Here is a 16,755-nt window from a genome sequence, read left to right on the forward strand (position 1 = left end):
CCCGCGGCACGCCGGGTCGACTGTCAACCACCGGCCCGTTGATGGCCGCTTCTTATCCGACAGCGCACGGCGTAGCACGGGCACCCGCTGTTGAATCGATTCCAAGCCGCGACGGCAGGGACCGTGCTCTACGACGGTGAGCCGATCCACGGCTGGGACACGCTCCGGATCGCCCGGCACGCGCTTTCGTCGAACAGTCCACCGACACCGACAGCGACCTGAGCGTCGCCGACGTGGTCGGCCTCGGCCGCACCCCGTTCCGGGACCGCTGGTGCGGCCCTGACGCCACCGGCCGGGCCGTCATCGCGGCCGCCCTGACCCGGCTCGGGCTCACCGAAATCGCCGGCCGGCACCGGAAGTTGCTGTCCGGTGGGGAACGCCAGCGTACCCACATGGCCCGCGCCCTGGCCCAGCGGCCCTGGTGCATCCTCCTCGACGAGCCGACCAGCCACCTCGACATCAAGCACCAGCTGGAGCTGATGGACCTGCTGGCCGGCACCGACCAAGACGGTGCTGGTCGCCCTGCACGACCTGTCCCTGGCCGCCCGCTACTGCGACCGGCTGGCCCTCATGCACCAGGGACAGCTGATCGCCGCAGGACCACCCCCGGACGTACTGACCCCGGCCCGGCTCGCCGACGTGTTCGAGGTCGACGCTGATGTCGGCTTCGACGGCCTCGGCAACCTCGCGGTCTCCTACCGCGGCACCGCGCCACGGGACGGCCGCGACCGCCCGTGTGTGGCCGTCGAGCACGCCTGGCACCCAGCTCAAGAGGTGAATGCCGACACCGGGCAGGCGGCGGCGCGTTTTCCGCCGGCGTCTACTCATCCTCTCCGGCTGCAACTACACCTGCCAGGCGGCGAGAACTGCAGCGCCGTTTCCTTCAGTTGCGGGCTGGCATCTGCGGCGTTGCCGGAGACGAGGAGGGTTGGGGATCGGCGTGCGTACCGGTCTCCTCGGTGTACCAGATTTAGCGAGCCAGCCGCACGTCAGGACAGCATCTGCAGGAACGAGGCCAAGTCGTCACAGTACCTACCACTTAAGGGCAGCACCAAGCATCACCAATCTCGTAATGACATCCATTTTCATGTATCGTGGGCCTGGCTCATTGATCGCACCCGGAGGTCCCCATGGCCGTGCCCAAACGCAAGATGTCGCGCAGCAACACCCGGCACCGTCGCGCGCAATGGAAGGCGGCGACGCCCCAGTTGATGACGGTCACGGTGGACGGGGTCGCGTACCGTGTCCCCCAGCGGCTTGCCAAGGCGTACGAGCGTGGCCTGCTCCGCCCCGAGGGCTGACACCGCATGACGCACACCCCCTCGCGCCGCCTGCCCGTCACCGTTCTGTCGGGCTTCCTCGGCGCCGGCAAGACCACCCTGCTCAACCATGTCCTCGCCAACCGTGAGGGCCTGCGCGTCGCCGTCATCGTCAACGACATGAGCGAGATCAACATCGACGCCGCCCTGGTGCGCGGCGGCGAGGCAGCCCTGTCGCGCACCGAGGAACGCCTGGTCGAGATGACCAACGGATGCATCTGCTGCACCCTGCGCGACGACCTGCTGGAAGAGGTGGACCGGCTGGCGCGCGAGGGCCGCTTCGACTACCTCCTCATTGAGTCCTCCGGCATCTCCGAACCCATGCCGGTCGCCGCCACGTTCGCCTTCGCACGTGACGACGGCGCCACCCTCGGCGACCTGGCCCGGCTGGACACCATGGTCACGGTGGTGGACGCCGCCAACTTCCTGCCCGAACTGGCCGGCGGGGACGAACTGGTGGAACGGGGCCTGGATCAGTACGAGGAGGACGAGCGCACGGTCAGCGACCTGCTGATGGACCAGATCGAGTTCGCCGACGTCATCGTTCTCAACAAGCTCGACCTGGTGGACCCCGCGTCCGCCGACCGGCTGCGAGCCACCTTGGCGCGGCTCAACCCCGCCGCCCGCGTCGTACCGGCCGTACGGGGCCGCGTACCGACCGGCGAGCTCCTGGGCACCGGCCGTTTCGACCTGGAGCGAGCACAGCAGGCTCCGGGCTGGGTCAGAGAACTCAACGGCGATCACGTTCCCGAGACGGAGGAATACGGCATCTCCTCGACCGTCTTCCGCTCCCAGACGCCCTTCCACCCCGGCCGGCTGTGGACGTTCATCACCGACTCGCTCGACAGCGGCACCCACGGACAGGTACTCAGGTCCAAGGGCTTCTTCACGCTGGCCACCCGCCCTCATGTGACAGGACTGTGGTCCCAGGCCGGCTCGGTGGCGCGCTTCGAGCCCTCCTCCGCACGTGACGTCGAAAGCCCCTTCGCCCAGGAACTCGTGTTCATCGGCACCCACCTGAACACCGAGTCCCTGCGGGCGGCCCTGACCGACTGCCTGGTCAGGGAAGACGAGCCGGACCCTCATACCGACCCCTTCCCCGCCTGGGACACCTACGGCTTCGACGAGGTCTGCGAGCACGAGCACGAACCCCTCACCTCCGTGACGGGGCCCTGAGACTCCGGGCCGGACGGTGGTCGCAGCCACGGCACCGTCCGGCCCGGTACCCGATCTGCTGCTGGGAGGCCGGCCATGGACAGGATGAAGCCGCGTTTGGGGACGGTTCAGGAGACGCTCCTCATCCCGCTGTACGCGCGCGCCGTGGAGAATCGCAAGGAGTCTTCCCTGCTGCGCGACACCCGGGCCGAGGAGATCGTCGCCGCGATCGACTACGACTTCGCACGCTTCGACGGTCTGCCCAGCCTCACCGGCGCGATGTTGCGCACCCTGCTCTTCGACCGTTGGGTGGCGGACTTCCTGGCCGCACACCCCGACGGAACCGTGGTGGAGATCGGCACCGGGCTGAACACACGCTACGAGCGTGTCGACAACGGCCGGGTCACGTGGTTCGACCTCGACCTGCCCGATGCGATCGCCCTGCGCGCCCACTTCTTCGCGGACACCGCGCGGCGGACGATGATCGCGGCCTCGGTGACGGACGAGACATGGGCCGCCGAGGTGGCCTCTCGAACCGACGGGCCGTACCTCTTCATGGCGGAGGCCGTGCTGCCCTACCTGCACGAACCCGATGTCCGTCGAGTCGTCGATCTCCTCTCCGGCCGTTTCCCGGGTTCACTGCTGGCACTCGACACCGCCGGTCCCGGGTTCTTCGACACCCAGGAACAGCACGACGCTCTCGGTAAGGTCACGGCCCGCATGCACTGGTACTGCCCCGACCCGGCCGGACTGGCCGCCTGGCGGCCGGGCGTCCAGGTGCTGGCGTCGCACACGCTCACGAGCCTTCCCGGCCCTCTCGTCGGCGAACTGCCGATCTCCTACCAGGAGATGTTGTCCGCCCTCGCCGCACAGCGGCTCCCTCAGGCCGAGGGCTACCGGCTCAATCTCCTGCGCCTGCCCTGACACCACCGAGCGCGGGGTCGGTCCCCAGAAACCCGCGAGGGGGACCGACCGGAGGCACGAGGGCGGCATGCGCCGGGCGAGCTCCTGGCCGCGACTCCGCCGAGGCGCGGCCAGGGGCTCCGTCTGCCGCGAGACGCCAGAAGTTCCGTCTACCGGCGGGAACTCCTTTGCTACCAGGACGACTTGGTGACCCCGGGGAGGAAGCCGGCGTGGGCCTGCTCCCGCATGCGGACCCGCGAGAGACCGAACTTCCGCAGGTGGCCGCGAGGCCGCCCGTCCACGCTGTCGCGGTTGCGCACGCGGGTCGCGCTGGCGTTGCGGGGCTGGCGCCGGAGCTCTTCCACGGCTGCCTGGCGTTCGGCGTCGGTGGAGGACGGGCGGCGGATGATCTCCTTCAGCTCCGCCCGTCGGGCCGCGTACCGCTCGACGGTCGCCTTGCGCTTCTCGTTCTGCGTGATCTTGCTCTTCTTGGCCATCAGACCTTCACTCCCCGGGCGCGGATGCGGGCCACCGCGGCCTCGATCCCGATGCTGTCGACGGTCTTGATCGCCTTCGCGCTGAGCGTCAGCCGGACGTACCGGCCCTCGCTCGGCAGCCAGTAGCGCTTGCGCTGGATGTTGGGATCGAAGCGGCGCGAGGTGCGCCGGTGCGAGTGGGAGATGGTGTTGCCGAAGCCCGGCTGGGCGCCGGTCAGTTGGCAGTGGGCGGACAAGGTCTTACCTACCTCTCGTTGGACGGCCAGTCTTTGGTAATGGAAACCATTTCCATACAATACCCGCATGGCTCGCAACGAGGTACGCCCGATCATCAAGCTGCGCTCCACCGCGGGGACCGGCTACACGTACGTCACCCGAAAGAACCGCCGCAACGACCCCGACCGCATGGTCCTGCGCAAGTACGACCCCATCGCCCGGCGCCACGTCGACTTCCGCGAGGAACGCTGACCCGCCCCCTCCTGCCACCGCCCGCCCCGACCAGAAAGAACGCCGCGATGAAGCCTGGCATCCACCCCGCGTACGGTCCCGTCGTCTTCCGTGACCGGGCCGCGAACTACGCCTTCCTCACGCGCTCCACCATGACCAGCGACAAGACGATCGAATGGGAGGACGGCAACACCTACCCGGTGGTCGCCGTCGAGATCTCGAACGTCAGCCACCCCTTCTACACCGGAACCGCCCGCGTCCTGGACACCGCGGGGCGGGTCGAGCGGTTCGAGCGCCGCTACGGCCGACGCGGAGCGAACTGATGCAGGACGCGCCCCGACTGCCGGTGCTGATCGTGGGCGGGCTCCACTCCGAGGCTCGCCGGACGGTCGTGGAGGGCCTGCTCCGAACGGTCGCCGGCAGTGTCGCCCTCCATCACGACCTGTCCACGGCGGGCGAAGGCACCGTTCTGCGCCAGGTACGCGACGCCTCGGGTGAGTTGTCGCGCGGTGATGCCCCGCTGGTCAACGACTGCGCGTGCTGTGCGCTGCGCGAGGATCTGGTCCCCGAACTCGAGCGGCTGGCCGACGGCGGTCTGACCCGGCTCGCCGTCGTCGAGCTGTGGGACTCCGTCGAGCCCAAGGCCATGGCCGAAGTCGTCGCCGCCCACGGCACGGACAGGATCCGTCTCACCAACGTGATCACCGCGGTCGACCCGGCACTGGTGCTCCCCTGCCTCGGCAACGGCGACGATCTCGCGGAGGCAGGTCTCGCGGCGGCCGCGACCGACCAGCGCACCGTCGGTGACACCTGGGCCAGGCAACTGGAGTACGCCCCTGTCATCGCCGTCGTGGAGAGCGAGGACGCCGACGACGAGGACCGCGCGCTCCTCACCCAGCTCCACCCCACCGCCCGCCAGGTGAACGCCGGCTCCGCGGAACTCACTGAACTGGCCTTCGCCGGCTTCGACGTGGAGGCGGCCTCCGCCGCCCAGCACCCGGCCTGCGCCCTGCTCCCCCAGGACGCGGACGAAGCCGGAGTCACCACCTTCGTCTGGCGCCGCCACCGTCCGTTCCACCCGGAGCGCCTCTATGAGGCACTGGAGGATCTCTGCTGCGCCGCAGCCCGCAGCCGCGGGCGGTTCTGGCTCGCAGATCGCCCCGACACCCTCCTCTCCTGGGACGCCGCCGGCGGAGCCCTGTGTGTGGAGAGCGCCGGCCCCTGGCTGGCTTCGCTGCCCGACGCCGCCTGGGACCTGGTCCCGCCCGTACGCCGGGCCGCGGCCGCCCTGGACTGGCATCCGGAGCACGGTGACCGCTGCCAGCACCTCGTCTTCACCTCTCCCGGGCTCGACCGCGACGGGCTCGCACGGCTGCTCGACTCCTGCTTGCTCACGGACGCCGAGTACGCCGCGGGGCCCGAGACCTGGAAGCACCTGCCGGCCGCGTTCGACTCCCTCCTCGACCCCGTCACATAGACGCCGTCCGCGGACAGCCCGGCCGCAACCCATCACAGAAGGAACACGCATGGCCCGCCGCCAAGACCCCCGCAAGCCGCTGAAGTCCCGCCCCAACCCGCTGGACGCGGCAGGGATCACGTACATCGACTACAAGGACACGGACCTGCTGCGGAAGTTCATCTCCGACCGCGGCAAGATCCGCAGCCGCCGCGTCACCCGCGTCACCGCCCAGCAGCAGCGGCAGCTCGCCAAGGCGATCAAGAACGCCCGCGAGATGGCGCTGCTCCCGTACGCCAGCCGGTAGGGCTGACGACAGCTCGACTGCTGACAGCGCGCAAGAAAATGCACCCCGTGCAAGATGGGGTGCATTTCCCTTGTTCCAGTGCGCGATTCAGACAGTCAGTTCCTGGCGAACCGCAGGTACGGCGCGATGCTGCGGAGCTTCTCGCAGGTCTCCTCGATCTCGCGTTCGGGGCTGGACTGGATGGTGACGCCGGCACCCGCCCGTAGCCACGCCACGTCATCCGCGCCGATGAGGGTGCGCAGGACGAGGGCGGCGTCCAGTGCGCCGCCGGTGTTCCCCCGGAAGACGGCGCCACCGGCCCCCACGGAACCCGGCGGCGCCGACCACCTGGGGGTACCCTTTGATTCAGTTATGGAAATGATTACCATGTGCGTCATCTCGGAGGGCCAAGCAGCGCGGCCGTCCTGACATACAGTCAACTGAGCCCCACTTCGAGGGAGGTGGACGTTCTGGGCGACGCAACGGCGGCACCGTCATCGGTGCCGTGGCGCCCGACACGGCAGCGGAAGGCTGTACTGAGCGCACTCCACGACTGCGCCGGCTTCACCTCCGCGCAGGAACTGCACGAGGCGCTCGAGGCCGACGGCATCCCCATCGGCCTGACCACGGTGTACCGGGCCCTTCACGCCCTGGACCGCTCCGGACAGGTCGACGTCGTGCGGGAGAAGTCCGGGGAACGGCTCTACCGGCCCCGGCCCGCCGACGGACACCGCCACTATCTGGTCTGCCGCGACTGCGGCCTCAGCACGGCGGTGGACGCGGACGCGGTGGAACGCTGGGCCGAAGACGTGGCAGGGACCATGGGATTCGCCGAGGTCGAGCACACCGTGGAACTGACCGGCGTCTGCGACCGCTGCCGCGTCACCCCGGCCGTGCGGAGCTCAGCCGAGCAGCACTCCTGAGCGGCGGCTCACACCCGGGCCGGTGGCACGCGGGATCCCGCCGGGGAAGCAGGCCCTGCCCAAGTCCGCGGACAACGCCCAGGGGCAGCGGAAGGCTGGCAAGCTACCGGCTGTGACAGCTCATGAGGCAGTGCGGAATCCCGTGACCGCACAGATCAGCCACGCCGAAGGCGCCACCGCCGCCGTCCGGAGGGAACTCACCGCATGCTGGGCGGCGGTCATCAACGCCGGGGGAGCCGTCGTGCCGATGGACTGCCCACTCCCGCCGGTGACGGAGGTGGCGCTCCGGCCGGCCGTCGAGAGGATCACGCGTGACCTGTCCCCGGACCGGAGCAGACTCCTTCTGGCGAGGGTGGACGGCGCGCTCGCGGGCTGGATGCTGCTGCGCCGCGAGCAGCACCCTCTCGTGGCGCACTGCGGCATGGTGAACCACGTCCAAACGCATGTCCGCTTCCGGGGCATGGGCGTGGGGACCGCTCTGCTGCGACACGCCAGAGGCGTCGCACGCGACGACATGGGTCTGGAACGGCTGCAGCTCGCCGTGCGGTCCGGCCTCGGACTCGAGGGCTTCTACCGCAAGGCGGGCTGGACCGAGGTCGGCCGGTGGCCGGGCGCGCTGCGCGTGGCGCCCGGTGACGACCGGGACGAGATCCTGATGAGCCTGGCCCTCTGAAGCGTCTCTCTCCCCTGCGGGCTCATGGCCCGACGGGAGCACCGCCCCCGCGAGCGTCGTCCATGACCGCCACCAGTACGGCGCTGTCGCCGTACTGCCAGACCGGCGCCACATGGGCGAAGCCGGCCCGGCGCAGCAGTTCGGCGTGGCGGCACACCGTCATCTCCTCGTCGCCCCCGCTCCCGGCGTGCGCCGCCTGGCGCCGTCCGCGTTCGTCGAGCAGGTCGGCCAGTTCGGGGTCCCGGGCCGCGGCCTCCCACCAGGACCGCCAGTCCTCCTCGGCGGGTCCGCCCGTACGCTCGGACCTGCGACGGCCCACATGGGCAGTGAGGGCCGAGCACGGTGCCGCGCCCGGCGGGAAGTGGTCGCCGTTGACGAGGACGCCGCCGGGGCGGAGCAGGGACGCGAGCGAGCGGTACGTGCGCAGCAGCGCCTGCTCGGGCAGGTAGTGCAGCGCGGTCGACGAGACGGCGGCATCCAGGGGGCGTTGCAGTGCGAGGACGTCGGTCCAGCCCTCCTCACCGATGACGGTGTCGACGTAGCGTGCGGCGTCGACATGATGCGTCCGCCCCAGTTCCAGCAGCAGGGGATCCATGTCTGCGGCGACGATCTCGGCATGCGGGAAGCGGGCGGCGAGCCTGGCGGCCAAGGAGCCGGGGCCGCACCCCAGATCGAGCAGGAGGGGGTGGTCACGGCCGGTGGTGGTGTGCTCGACGACGTCCGCGATCACGGTGAACCGCTCCTCGCGGTCCACGGCGTACCGCTCCTGCTGCCGTTCCCAGCGCTCCACCCACATCCGGGCCGTCGCCATGCTCACGCCCATCGCTCGCGCCACCTCGTCCGTCTCTCGTCCGTCCCTGGGCACTGACGAATCTACAGGTGGAAACGGTTATCAGTTACCCTTCACGTGATCGAGGCCAGAACGCCCAGCAGGCGGTCGACCTCCTCCGCCGTGTTGTAGACATGCAGGCTCACCCGTACCGAACCCTCCCGCTCGTCGGCTCCGGCCTGGCAGAGGCTGTCGGCGCGCACCATGAAGCCGTGGCTGTAGAGGATGAACCCCAGGTCGTCGGAGGGGATGTCGCGGTGCCGGAAGGTGACGATGGCGTGGCGGCGCTGGGCCGTCGGGAGCGCGGAGTCGGCGGCCAGGCTCGCTGGGCAGCCGAGGACCTCGTACGGACCGAGGCGCCTGAGCCGGTCCGTCAGCCGGGTCGTGAGCGTGGTCGTCCACCGCGCGATCCGCTCAACTCCGGCCGCGTCGAGCCAGTCGAGCGCGGCCCGCAGGGAGGCGATGCCCGCCGTGTTGGGCGTGCCCTGCCAGCCGCCCGGCCGGAACACGGGCCCCCGGGCGTTGCGCGCCCATACCGCCCCCGATCCGGGCAGGGCCATCGCCTTGTGCCCGGAGAAGACCACGAAGTCGACGTCGAGGGACGGATCGTCGAGGTGGACGGGCAGGTGGCCGACGCTCTGCGCCGCGTCCAGGCAGATCGGTACGTCCGGGCCGACCGCCGCGCGGATGCGGTGCACGTTCATGTCACCGCCGTAGACGTGGTGGACGTGGGTGGCGGCCACGAAGCGGGTCCGCGGGCCCACTGCCTCGCCCAGCGCCCGGTGGTCGTAGTCGCCGGAGAGCGGCTGGTACGGCAGTGCCCGTACGCGGACGTCCACACCGCGCTCGGCCAGCAGCCGCCGGGCCTCGAGCCAGGGGTCCAGATTGGCCCGGTGGTCGGCGTGGGGCACGAGGATCTCGTCGCCGTCGGTGAGGTACGGGACGAGCCAGTCGCGGGCGACGGTGCGCAGTCCCTCGGTGGTGCCGCCGGTGAAGTGGACGCCGGAGCGGTCCGGTTCGGGGTCGTGGAGGAACTCCTTCACCCGCTGCCGGGTCGATTCCACCAGTTCCGTGGTCCGGTTGGCCCAGGGGTAGGTGCCACGGCCCGCGTTGGCGTTCGACGTCGTGAGGTAGGTCTGGACGGCCTCCAGTACGGCACGGGGCTTCTGGGACGTCGCCGCGCTGTCGAGGTACGCCAGCTCGGGATGGTCTTCGATGATCGGGAACTGCTCCCTCAGGTCCCGCTGCCAGGACAGGTCGTCCTCGCCGTCCGTCCCGGGCAGCGGCGGTGCGGCGCTCATTCGCGCACCAGCGGCGCGCCCGCGTCCCGCCAGGCGACGATCCCGCCGTCGAGGCTGCGGACGTCCGGGTGGCCCATCCGGGCCAGCGCAGCGGCGTAACGCAGCGACTTCTCCCCGACGGGGCAGGCGAGCAGCACGGGAGTGCGCTTGCTGAAGGGCAGCCCGCCGCGGAGCAGGTCCTCGAACACCTCGTCGACGATGTTGACCGAGCCCTCGATGTGCAGGGCGGCATAGGCGTGCGGGCTGCGCAGGTCGACGACGAGCGGCCGGGGATCACCCCCGGCGGTCCAGCGCCGGGCGTCGTCGACGCCGATGACGCGGGCCACCGCGCGGGCTTCGGCGTCGGTGACGGCCGTCGCGGAGTGCCCCCGGTCCGTGCGGCCCAGGAGTTCCGGACGTCGCTGACGCACATAGCTGAGGTAACTCTCGGCCCGGTCGCAGACGATGAAGACCGCCGTCCGGCGCTCCCCCGTGTCGTCCAGCTCCGCGTCGGCCTGCCGCAGGTGCCGGACCGCTCCCTGGTAGGCGGCGCCTCCGGTCGGCCCCGACAGCAGTCCGCAGCGGCGGATCAGGGTGAGCATCCCGTCGATGGCCTCCCCGGAGGTCACCGACTCGATGGTGTCGTACGTCGCCGAGTCGAACAGGCCGACCTGGTGCACCTCGTCGATGGTGCGGATGCCGGGGATGAAGTCCGACTTGTGGGCGACCAGGCCGAGGACGCGCACCCGCGGGTCGTGCTCGCGCAGCACCCTGGCGACACCGGTCGACGAGCCCGCCGTGCCCACGCAGGCGACGAACCAGTCCGGCACCCGCCCGTCCAGGTCCTTCACTATCTCGGGACCGGTGCCCGCCGCGTGCGCCTCGACGTTGCGCGGGTTGAAGTACTGGTCGGTGTGCAGGTAGGTGCTGTCCGGGTCGGAGAGCGCCTGGTGGAAGTGAGTCAGCGGGTCGTCCGTGTCGGTCGGGTCGAGGCACTCGCTGCGCCCGGGGAGTTCCTCGATCTCGGCGCCGAGGAGCAGCAGGAGTTCCTTGATCTCGGGTACGCGCATGCGGTTGGTGACGCTCTTGAACCTCAGCCCGTGCATGCCGGCCAGCAGGGCGAGGGCCTTGGCGGTGTTGCCGCTGGACAGTTCCACGACCGTGCCGTCGCCGCCGGCGGAGGCCTCCAGATGGGGCCGGGCCATGTGCCAGGCGGGCCGGTCCTTGACGGAACCGAAGGGGTTGAGCATCTCCAGCTTGGCGTAGAGGTCGATGTGGCGCAGCCCGTGCACGGCCGGATCGATGCGCACCAGGGGTGTGTTGCCTATGGCCTCGGTGATGCTGTCGTACCTCATGCGGTCGTTCCCCCCAAGGGTGTGATCGGCCAGTAGTCCTCGTCCGGGCACCAGCGCCAGGAGTCGCCCTGGCGCTCCACCGCGACCGTCCGCGCGATGGGCTGCCGCTGTGCGTGGTGGGCGTGGAAGTCCATGGCGTAGCCGGCGGTGTTGGCGAAGGCCAGCAGATCCCCCTCCTGCGGCAGCCGGGGCAGGAACACCAGGCGACGGGTGATGAGATCGCCTTCCAGGCACAGGTTGCCGGTGAGGTAGACGCCGGCCGGTGCCTCGTCACCGGCCGCTGCTTCGCCGCGGGGCAGCAGGACCGGGTCCACGAGGACTCCGTGCTCCTCGAGGCTCATGTCTCCGGCGTTCATGCCGAGGCGGACGAGGTGGTGGCCGGAGTCCGTGTCCGCGGGCCGGACGTCCAGCACCCGCGCGAGCGACAGCCCGCACTGGTCGACCAGGGAACGACCGGGTTCGATGTAGAGATCGTGGAGGTGCTCCAGGAGGAGGGTGGCCGACGACCGGCCCAGCGCCGGTGCGGGGAGGGAGAGGAGCTCGTCGAGGTACCCGGGGCCGGCGGTGGGACGGTACGCCGGGTACAGCGCGGCGGCCCCGCGCACCGTGCCGCCCTCGTTACGCAGCCCGTAGCCGTGACCGCGCCAGGTCAGCGGCGGGCGCACACCGAGCACGGCCTCGGTCAGCGCGGTGGTCCACCGCTCCCACTCCCCCGCCTCGGCGACGTAGCCGACGCCGAATCCGCCCCCGACATCGAGGGCCCGCGGCGCCAGTCCCCGGGCCCGGCACTGGTCCAGGAACAGCACGCACTGCTCCAGCGCCCGCGCTTTCTCCTCCACGCCGGTGGTGTCCAGGTGATAGGCGGCGCCGGTGAACTCCACGGCATCCGCGTTGCGTTCGAGCGCCGACAGCAGCGCCTGGGTGTCCCGCACCGGGGTGCCGAAGCGGCTGCGCCGGGAGACAATCCGCGTGCCCGCTCCCCCGTGGCCGTCGGCGGACTCGAATCCGGACAGGCGCACCAGTACGGCGACCCGGCCGAGACCATGCGAGCGCACCAGGCCGGAGAGCCGTTCCAGTTCTCCCGGTGAGTCGAGGTTCACCGTCGCGCCCACGCGGGCCGCCAGCCAGAGGAATGCGGCGTCCTTGGGGCCCGTGGCCATGATGCGGTCCCCGGTGAATCCGCAGCCCAGTGCGTGCTTCAGCTCCTCCAGGGAGGCGACGTCGACACCGACGGCGGCCGGATCCTCGGCCGCCAGTCTCCGTACCAGGGCGCTGGAGCGGTTCGCCTTGTGCGCGAAGTACACGCGTCCGGCCAGATGGTGGCGGCGGAAGACCGAACGGAAGCGGGCGGTGTTCTCCGCGACGGCCTCGGGGAGCAGCACATGGAGCGGTGACCCCAGGGCGTCGACGAGCGAGTGCAGGAAAGGCCGGTCCGCCAGCAGTGCGGCGAGCGGCGGATCCACCCTCGGCCTCAGGTACAAGGGCGCATCCACGTGGGACCCCTCCCGGTGTCGGCCGACCGTCGTCCGGACAATCGTTCGGGAGTAGTCGTTTCCAGGTAAACCCGCCGCTAAGCCTCACCGGCCCGGATACCGGGCCGGCGTCACGTGCTCAGGAGGGGGTGGTGGTGAGGATGCGGTTGAGCGCGCTGCCGTGGCGGCCGGTGAGTGCCTCCCAGGTGCCCTCTTCCGTGACGCGGCCCCCCTCGAGGACGGCGATGCGGTCGGCGCGGCGGATGGTGGCCGGGCGGTGTGCGATGACGATGGTGGTATGGCCCTCCCGCCGCAGGGCGGTGGCGAGTTGGGCGTCGCCGGTGTTGTCCAGGTGTGCGGTGGACTCGTCAAGGATCAGCACTCTCGGGCTGACCAGCAGCGCGCGGGCGAGGGCGATGCGGGCCCGCTGGCCTCCCGAGAGCGTGGCGCCGCGCTCGCCGACCAGCGTGTCCAGCGGGGCGATCCGGTCGACGCCGCACAGCCGTGCCGCCTCGGCCAGCGCCCGGTCGTCGGCCTCGGGTGCGGCGAGCCGCAGGTTCTCGGCGAGGGTGCCGTGGAAGAGGGGTGTCTCCTGTCCGACGAGGACGACCGCGCGCCGCAGTTCCGCGTCGTTCACCTCCCGGACGTCCACGGGGTCGCCGTGGGCGGACACGAGCTGGACCGCGCCCTCGGCAGGGTCCCAGAAGCGGGCCAGCAGGTGGGCGCAGGTGGACTTGCCGGCGCCCGAAGCGCCGACCAGGGCGAGCGTCTGTCCCGGGCGAACGGTCAGCTCGACGCCGTCCAGCACGGGCCCGCCGCCGTAGTCGAACCGCACCCGGTGCAGCCGGACACCCAGCGGTCCCGGCGGCAGGGCGCGGGGCGTGGGGGCGGGGGCGAGGGCGGGGGCCTTGACGGCCGCGTCGACCCGGGAGGCGGCGGCCCGCAGTGCCACGGCCTGGCTCAGGGCGCGGGCCGACTCCGCGACCGGCCCGAGGACGGACAGGGCCAGGGTCATCGCCGCCGGGGCCCAGGCGCCGTGCAGCCGTCCGGCGGTCACGGACTGCGCGGCCGCGGCGACCACGCCGAGGACGGCGGCCACGATGAGCAGGTCGCGGACGGCGGCGGCGACGGCCTCCCAGGTGGCCTCGGCGCGCTGGGCGTCGCCCACCTGCCGCCCCCGCTCCGCCAGGGTGCGGCGGCGTCCGCCCAGGGCGCCGAAGGCGAGCAGTTCGCGCAGCCCGTCGACGGTCTCCACCGTGTCGGCCGACAGCGCGGCCACGGCCGTACGGGTGCGGCCGCCGCGCGCCGCGCGCGCCCGGGCGTCGGCGAAGGGCGCCACGGCGAGCAGAGCCGCGACCGGCAGGACGGCCGCCAGCAGCCACGGTTCCACCGTAGCGAGAACCACGGAGCCGCCGGTGAAGACCGTTCCCGCGGCGAGCAGTTGGGCGGTGGTGTGGGCGTAGAAGAACTCCAGGGCCTCCACGTCGGCCATGGCGGTGGCGGCGAGGTCGCCGCTGCGGCGGCCCGCGACCCGGGCGGGCGCGCTGCGGGCCAGTCCGTCGAAGACGCGCACCCGCAGGACGGCCAGCACCCGGTAGGCGAGGTCGTGGGAGAGGTCCATCTCCCGCCAGGTCATCAGGGCGCGCGTCACGACGAGGGCGACGAGCGCGGCGACGGTGCCGGCCGAGGGGCCGTGCCCGTCGATGACGGCGGTGCCCACGGTGTGCGCGGCCAGGGTCAGCAGCGCGACGAGGGAACCCTGTTCGAGCACGGCGGCGGCACAGGTGCGCACCGTCATGGCGCGGTGCGCGGCGAGGGCAGGAAGAAGGGCGCGCAGTGCGCCTCGCGCGGGGACGTCCGCTCCGGCGGGGGTGGTCGTGGCGGTGACGGTGCTCATGCGGCGAGTTCTCCTCGGTGGGCGCGGCCGGCCTCGACGAGCCTCGTGTAGACGCCGCCGGCCTCGATCAGGCCGGTGTGGTCGCCGACGGCGTCCACCCGTCCGGCATCGAGGACGACGATGTGATCGGCGTGCCGGACGGCGGCCAGCCGGTGTGCGACCACCAGGACCGTCCTGCCGCTCGCCGCGTGCAGCAACTCCCGGACGATGTCCGCCTCGCGGCGCTCGTCGACCGCGCTCGTGGCCTCGTCGAGGACCAGCACCGGGGCGTCCGCCAGCAGGGCCCGCGCAAGGGCGAGCCTTTGGCGCTGGCCGCCCGAGAGGGTGGCACCGCGTTCACCGAGAACGGTGGCGTAGCCGTCCGGAAGGGCGGTGATCTCGTCGTGGATCCCGGCGGCGCGCGCCGCCCGGGCCAGGTCGTCGTCCGTGGCGCCGGGACGGGCCATGCGCAGGTTGTCGGCGATGCTGGCGTGGAAGAGGTACGTCTCCTGCGAGACCACGGCGATGTGCTGCCGCAGCGAGTCGAGCGCGTACTCGGTCGTGGGACGGCCGTCGAGGGTGATCCGTCCTTCCTGCGGGTCGTGATGGCGCAGGAGCAGCGCCAGCAGCGTGGACTTGCCCGCGCCGGACGGCCCGACGATCGCCGTGGTCCGGCCCGCCCGCGCGGTGAAGGAGACGCCGTCCAGGGCGGGTACCGATGCACCGTCGTAGGTGAACCGGACGTTCTCAAAGCCTAGTTCGGGCGGCGCCTGCCCGTGCACGGAGGCCGTTCCGGTGTCGGGGACGGCCGGTTCTGCGGTGCGCAGGGCCCGGAGCCCGTCCGCGGCCGACACGCCCAGGTATCCGGCGTGCCATTCACGGGCGAGGTCACGGACCGGCCGGAAGCACTCGGAGGCCAGCAGCAGCACCAGATAGGTGCCGGTCGCCGTGGTGGAACCGGTGACGGCAGACCAGCACGCCAGGAGGGCCGCGGCGGCGGTGCCGCCCTGGATGGCCAGGTCGGTGATGCCGGTGTCGACCAGGGAGACCCGCAGTTTCGCGACGGTCGCCCGGTGCAGCGCCGCCGACCGCTCCTCCAGACGGGCCCGGGTGCGGCCGACCGCGCCCGCGGCGCGCAGGGCCGGCATGCCCTGGAGCGCCTCCAGGTAGTCGGCGCCCAGCCCTTCGTACGTGTCCCAGTGCTCCTTGCCGCGGGCCGCCAGCACCCGGTCCCATGCCCGTGGCCCGGCCAGCGCCAGGACCAGGGCGGGGACAAGGCCGAGGAGGGCCCACGGTTCGACCGCGGCCAGACCGGCCAGCACCAGGGACGGCACCGTGAAGGTGACCAGGAGCTGGGGCAGGTATCGGGAGACGTAGGCGTCGACGCCCTCCACCCCGTCGACAAGGGTGGTGCGGACCGCTCCGGCCCGCGCGGTGGTCAGATGAGCGGGACCCAACCGGCCCAGGTGGGCCAGGAGTTCGTCCCGCAGGGCCACCCTGACCCGGGCCCCGGCGCGGGTGGCGGTGCGCCGCTGCCACACGGCGAGCCCGGCGCGGGCGGCGACGACGGCGAGCACCGCCGCCAGCAGCCAGGGAAGCCGGCCGGTATCGCCGCGGGCCAGGCCGGCGAGCGCGAGGGCCAGGAGTGCGGCCTGCGCCAGGTGGGTGAGAGTGACGGCGCCCTGCAACAGGGTGGCCGCGAGCAGGGGGAGCCGTGCGGGCCGGGCGGCGCGGCGTAGCTCGGGGTGGACGATCACGGGGTGTTCTCCTCGTCGGCGTGGCGGGTGCCGAGGGCCAGTGCGTGGACGACCCAGTCATGGCCCGGCGTGGCTCCGAGGGCGGCGCCGAGGTCCGCTTGCTGCCAGGAGCCGACGGGTCGGGCGGACAGGCCATGGCGCCGGGCGGTGACATGGGCCAGGTGAACGGCGAAGCCGGCCCGCAGGTGGGCGCGGCGGATGTGCGGGGCGTCGGCGTCGGCGGGGCAGCCGATGGCGAGCAGGACGGCGCCCGCGTCCGCGATCCACGCCTGGCCCGCGGCCCAGACCGCGAGCGTCGGACGGGCCTCGCCGGACGCGTACCGCCGCAGGGTCGTGCCGTCGGAGGCCAGTTCCACGAGGCCGGGCCGTGGCGGGCCGACGGCGGCGCACCAGCGCAGGTCGCCGGTGCCCGCCCGGGCGGCGGTGGCAAGGACCGCTGCCAGCGCGTCCCGGGAGGGGGCTCCCTGCAGGGGCGGGGGCACTGCGGCGCGCCAGCAGTGCCGCGTGCGGGGTCGGGCCTCCCGCCG

19 protein-coding genes and 1 pseudogene are annotated in these 16,755 nt (G+C 72.0%); 10 read left to right on the forward strand and 10 right to left on the reverse strand.

Translation table 11 applies throughout. The annotated features are described in order from the left end of the window. Positions 1-233 precede the first annotated feature (233 nt). The 4 genes from StrepF001_RS38335 to StrepF001_RS38350 all read left to right on the forward strand — a co-directional run bounded on the left by StrepF001_RS38335 (position 234) and on the right by StrepF001_RS38350 (position 3,398). Positions 234-659 (forward strand): ABC transporter ATP-binding protein, encoded by a 426-nt coding sequence (locus StrepF001_RS38335; RefSeq protein WP_240797849.1) that lies wholly within the window; start codon positions 234-236, stop codon positions 657-659. Positions 660-1,130: 471 nt separating this feature from the next. Continuing rightward, entirely contained in the window at positions 1,131-1,301 is a 171-nt protein-coding gene (gene rpmF, locus StrepF001_RS38340) for a 50S ribosomal protein L32 (protein ID WP_129802790.1), read from the forward strand. A gap of 6 nt (positions 1,302-1,307) precedes the next feature. Continuing rightward, positions 1,308-2,495: a GTP-binding protein gene (locus tag StrepF001_RS38345; protein WP_129802791.1), complete on the forward strand. Its 1,188-nt coding sequence runs from the start codon at positions 1,308-1,310 to the stop codon at positions 2,493-2,495. Between the two features lie 75 nt (positions 2,496-2,570). Then, on the forward strand, positions 2,571-3,398 hold the full coding sequence (locus tag StrepF001_RS38350) for a class I SAM-dependent methyltransferase (protein ID WP_240797850.1): 828 nt from the start codon (positions 2,571-2,573) through the stop codon (positions 3,396-3,398). A gap of 170 nt (positions 3,399-3,568) precedes the next feature. Here the strand turns inward: StrepF001_RS38350 and rpsN are convergent, their stop codons facing one another. Together rpsN and rpmB are read right to left on the reverse strand one after the other, a co-directional pair. Beyond that, positions 3,569-3,874: a 30S ribosomal protein S14 gene (gene rpsN, locus StrepF001_RS38355; RefSeq protein ID WP_129802792.1), complete on the reverse strand. Its 306-nt coding sequence runs from the start codon at positions 3,872-3,874 to the stop codon at positions 3,569-3,571. Next, complete coding sequence (gene rpmB, locus StrepF001_RS38360; RefSeq protein ID WP_129802793.1) at positions 3,874-4,110, reverse strand: 50S ribosomal protein L28; 237 nt, start codon at positions 4,108-4,110, stop codon at positions 3,874-3,876. The genes rpsN and rpmB overlap by 1 nt, the downstream gene beginning before the upstream one ends. Before the next feature lie 67 nt (positions 4,111-4,177). Between rpmB and rpmG the strand changes: the two genes are divergently transcribed. From rpmG to rpsR, 4 genes are read left to right on the forward strand one after another with little or no spacing between them, the layout of a single operon-like run. Beyond that, positions 4,178-4,342, forward strand: a complete 165-nt coding sequence (gene rpmG / locus StrepF001_RS38365; protein ID WP_129802794.1) for a 50S ribosomal protein L33 — start codon at positions 4,178-4,180, stop codon at positions 4,340-4,342. A gap of 47 nt (positions 4,343-4,389) precedes the next feature. After that, entirely contained in the window at positions 4,390-4,644 is a 255-nt protein-coding gene (locus tag StrepF001_RS38370) for a type B 50S ribosomal protein L31 (RefSeq protein WP_129802795.1), read from the forward strand. After that, on the forward strand, positions 4,644-5,798 hold the full coding sequence (locus tag StrepF001_RS38375) for a GTP-binding protein (protein WP_129802796.1): 1,155 nt from the start codon (positions 4,644-4,646) through the stop codon (positions 5,796-5,798). Before StrepF001_RS38370 ends, StrepF001_RS38375 begins: the two co-directional genes overlap by 1 nt. Before the next feature lie 49 nt (positions 5,799-5,847). Continuing rightward, positions 5,848-6,084 carry a 30S ribosomal protein S18 gene (gene rpsR / locus StrepF001_RS38380; RefSeq protein ID WP_129802797.1) on the forward strand — a complete coding sequence of 79 codons (237 nt, stop codon included), beginning with the start codon at positions 5,848-5,850 and terminating at the stop codon, positions 6,082-6,084. 95 nt (positions 6,085-6,179) lie between these two features. Here the strand turns inward: rpsR and StrepF001_RS48725 are convergent. Continuing rightward, a pseudogene (locus StrepF001_RS48725) lies at positions 6,180-6,380 on the reverse strand (chorismate-binding protein); the annotation flags it as partial. Positions 6,381-6,524: 144 nt separating this feature from the next. On the opposite strand from StrepF001_RS48725, the gene StrepF001_RS38390 reads away from it, so the two are divergent. Together StrepF001_RS38390 and StrepF001_RS38395 are read left to right on the forward strand one after the other, a co-directional pair. Beyond that, positions 6,525-6,986, forward strand: a complete 462-nt coding sequence (locus tag StrepF001_RS38390) for a Fur family transcriptional regulator (RefSeq protein ID WP_240797851.1) — start codon at positions 6,525-6,527, stop codon at positions 6,984-6,986. 142 nt (positions 6,987-7,128) lie between these two features. Beyond that, on the forward strand, positions 7,129-7,659 hold the full coding sequence (locus tag StrepF001_RS38395; protein WP_240797852.1) for a GNAT family N-acetyltransferase: 531 nt from the start codon (positions 7,129-7,131) through the stop codon (positions 7,657-7,659). Positions 7,660-7,681: 22 nt separating this feature from the next. Here the strand turns inward: StrepF001_RS38395 and StrepF001_RS38400 are convergent, their stop codons facing one another. From StrepF001_RS38400 to StrepF001_RS48730, 7 genes are all read right to left on the reverse strand, one after another. After that, entirely contained in the window at positions 7,682-8,482 is an 801-nt protein-coding gene (locus tag StrepF001_RS38400) for a class I SAM-dependent methyltransferase (RefSeq protein WP_129802799.1), read from the reverse strand. Positions 8,483-8,562: 80 nt separating this feature from the next. After that, positions 8,563-9,789, reverse strand: coding sequence for an aminotransferase class V-fold PLP-dependent enzyme (locus tag StrepF001_RS38405; protein WP_129802800.1), 1,227 nt, complete (start codon positions 9,787-9,789; stop codon positions 8,563-8,565). Continuing rightward, a complete protein-coding gene (locus StrepF001_RS38410) occupies positions 9,786-11,123 on the reverse strand; it encodes a pyridoxal-phosphate dependent enzyme (protein ID WP_129802801.1) in 1,338 nt (445 codons plus the stop codon). Before StrepF001_RS38410 ends, StrepF001_RS38405 begins: the two co-directional genes overlap by 4 nt. Continuing rightward, positions 11,120-12,616 (reverse strand): Y4yA family PLP-dependent enzyme, encoded by a 1,497-nt coding sequence (locus StrepF001_RS38415; protein ID WP_240797853.1) that lies wholly within the window; start codon positions 12,614-12,616, stop codon positions 11,120-11,122. Before StrepF001_RS38415 ends, StrepF001_RS38410 begins: the two co-directional genes overlap by 4 nt. A 118-nt stretch (positions 12,617-12,734) precedes the next feature. Next, the gene (locus StrepF001_RS38420; RefSeq protein ID WP_129802802.1) at positions 12,735-14,492 is read right to left on the reverse strand and encodes an ABC transporter ATP-binding protein; all 1,758 of its coding nucleotides are present in this window, start codon (positions 14,490-14,492) and stop codon (positions 12,735-12,737) included. Next, positions 14,489-16,228 carry an ATP-binding cassette domain-containing protein gene (locus StrepF001_RS38425; protein ID WP_129802803.1) on the reverse strand — a complete coding sequence of 580 codons (1,740 nt, stop codon included), beginning with the start codon at positions 16,226-16,228 and terminating at the stop codon, positions 14,489-14,491. The genes StrepF001_RS38420 and StrepF001_RS38425 overlap by 4 nt, the downstream gene beginning before the upstream one ends. After that, a complete protein-coding gene (locus StrepF001_RS48730) occupies positions 16,225-16,710 on the reverse strand; it encodes a hypothetical protein (RefSeq protein WP_240797854.1) in 486 nt (161 codons plus the stop codon). Before StrepF001_RS48730 ends, StrepF001_RS38425 begins: the two co-directional genes overlap by 4 nt. Positions 16,711-16,755: the final 45 nt, after the last annotated feature.

The organism is Streptomyces sp. F001, from assembly GCF_004187715.1.
Lineage (GTDB): Bacteria > Actinomycetota > Actinomycetes > Streptomycetales > Streptomycetaceae > Streptomyces > Streptomyces flavusporus.

What these genes read in the sequence shown, in the direction of transcription:
- rpmF (WP_129802790.1), top strand. Translation starts at nt 1,131, where the DNA reads ATGGCCGTGCCCAAACGCAAGATGTCGCGCAGCAACACCCGGCACCGT.
- StrepF001_RS38345 (WP_129802791.1), top strand. Translation starts at nt 1,308, where the DNA reads ATGACGCACACCCCCTCGCGCCGCCTGCCCGTCACCGTTCTGTCGGGC.
- StrepF001_RS38350 (WP_240797850.1), top strand. Translation starts at nt 2,571, where the DNA reads ATGGACAGGATGAAGCCGCGTTTGGGGACGGTTCAGGAGACGCTCCTC.
- rpsN (WP_129802792.1), bottom strand. Translation starts at nt 3,874, where the DNA reads ATGGCCAAGAAGAGCAAGATCACGCAGAACGAGAAGCGCAAGGCGACC.
- rpmG (WP_129802794.1), top strand. Translation starts at nt 4,178, where the DNA reads ATGGCTCGCAACGAGGTACGCCCGATCATCAAGCTGCGCTCCACCGCG.
- StrepF001_RS38370 (WP_129802795.1), top strand. Translation starts at nt 4,390, where the DNA reads ATGAAGCCTGGCATCCACCCCGCGTACGGTCCCGTCGTCTTCCGTGAC.
- StrepF001_RS38375 (WP_129802796.1), top strand. Translation starts at nt 4,644, where the DNA reads ATGCAGGACGCGCCCCGACTGCCGGTGCTGATCGTGGGCGGGCTCCAC.
- rpsR (WP_129802797.1), top strand. Translation starts at nt 5,848, where the DNA reads ATGGCCCGCCGCCAAGACCCCCGCAAGCCGCTGAAGTCCCGCCCCAAC.
- StrepF001_RS38400 (WP_129802799.1), bottom strand. Translation starts at nt 8,482, where the DNA reads ATGGGCGTGAGCATGGCGACGGCCCGGATGTGGGTGGAGCGCTGGGAA.
- StrepF001_RS38405 (WP_129802800.1), bottom strand. Translation starts at nt 9,789, where the DNA reads ATGAGCGCCGCACCGCCGCTGCCCGGGACGGACGGCGAGGACGACCTG.
- StrepF001_RS38410 (WP_129802801.1), bottom strand. Translation starts at nt 11,123, where the DNA reads ATGAGGTACGACAGCATCACCGAGGCCATAGGCAACACACCCCTGGTG.
- StrepF001_RS38420 (WP_129802802.1), bottom strand. Translation starts at nt 14,492, where the DNA reads ATGAGCACCGTCACCGCCACGACCACCCCCGCCGGAGCGGACGTCCCC.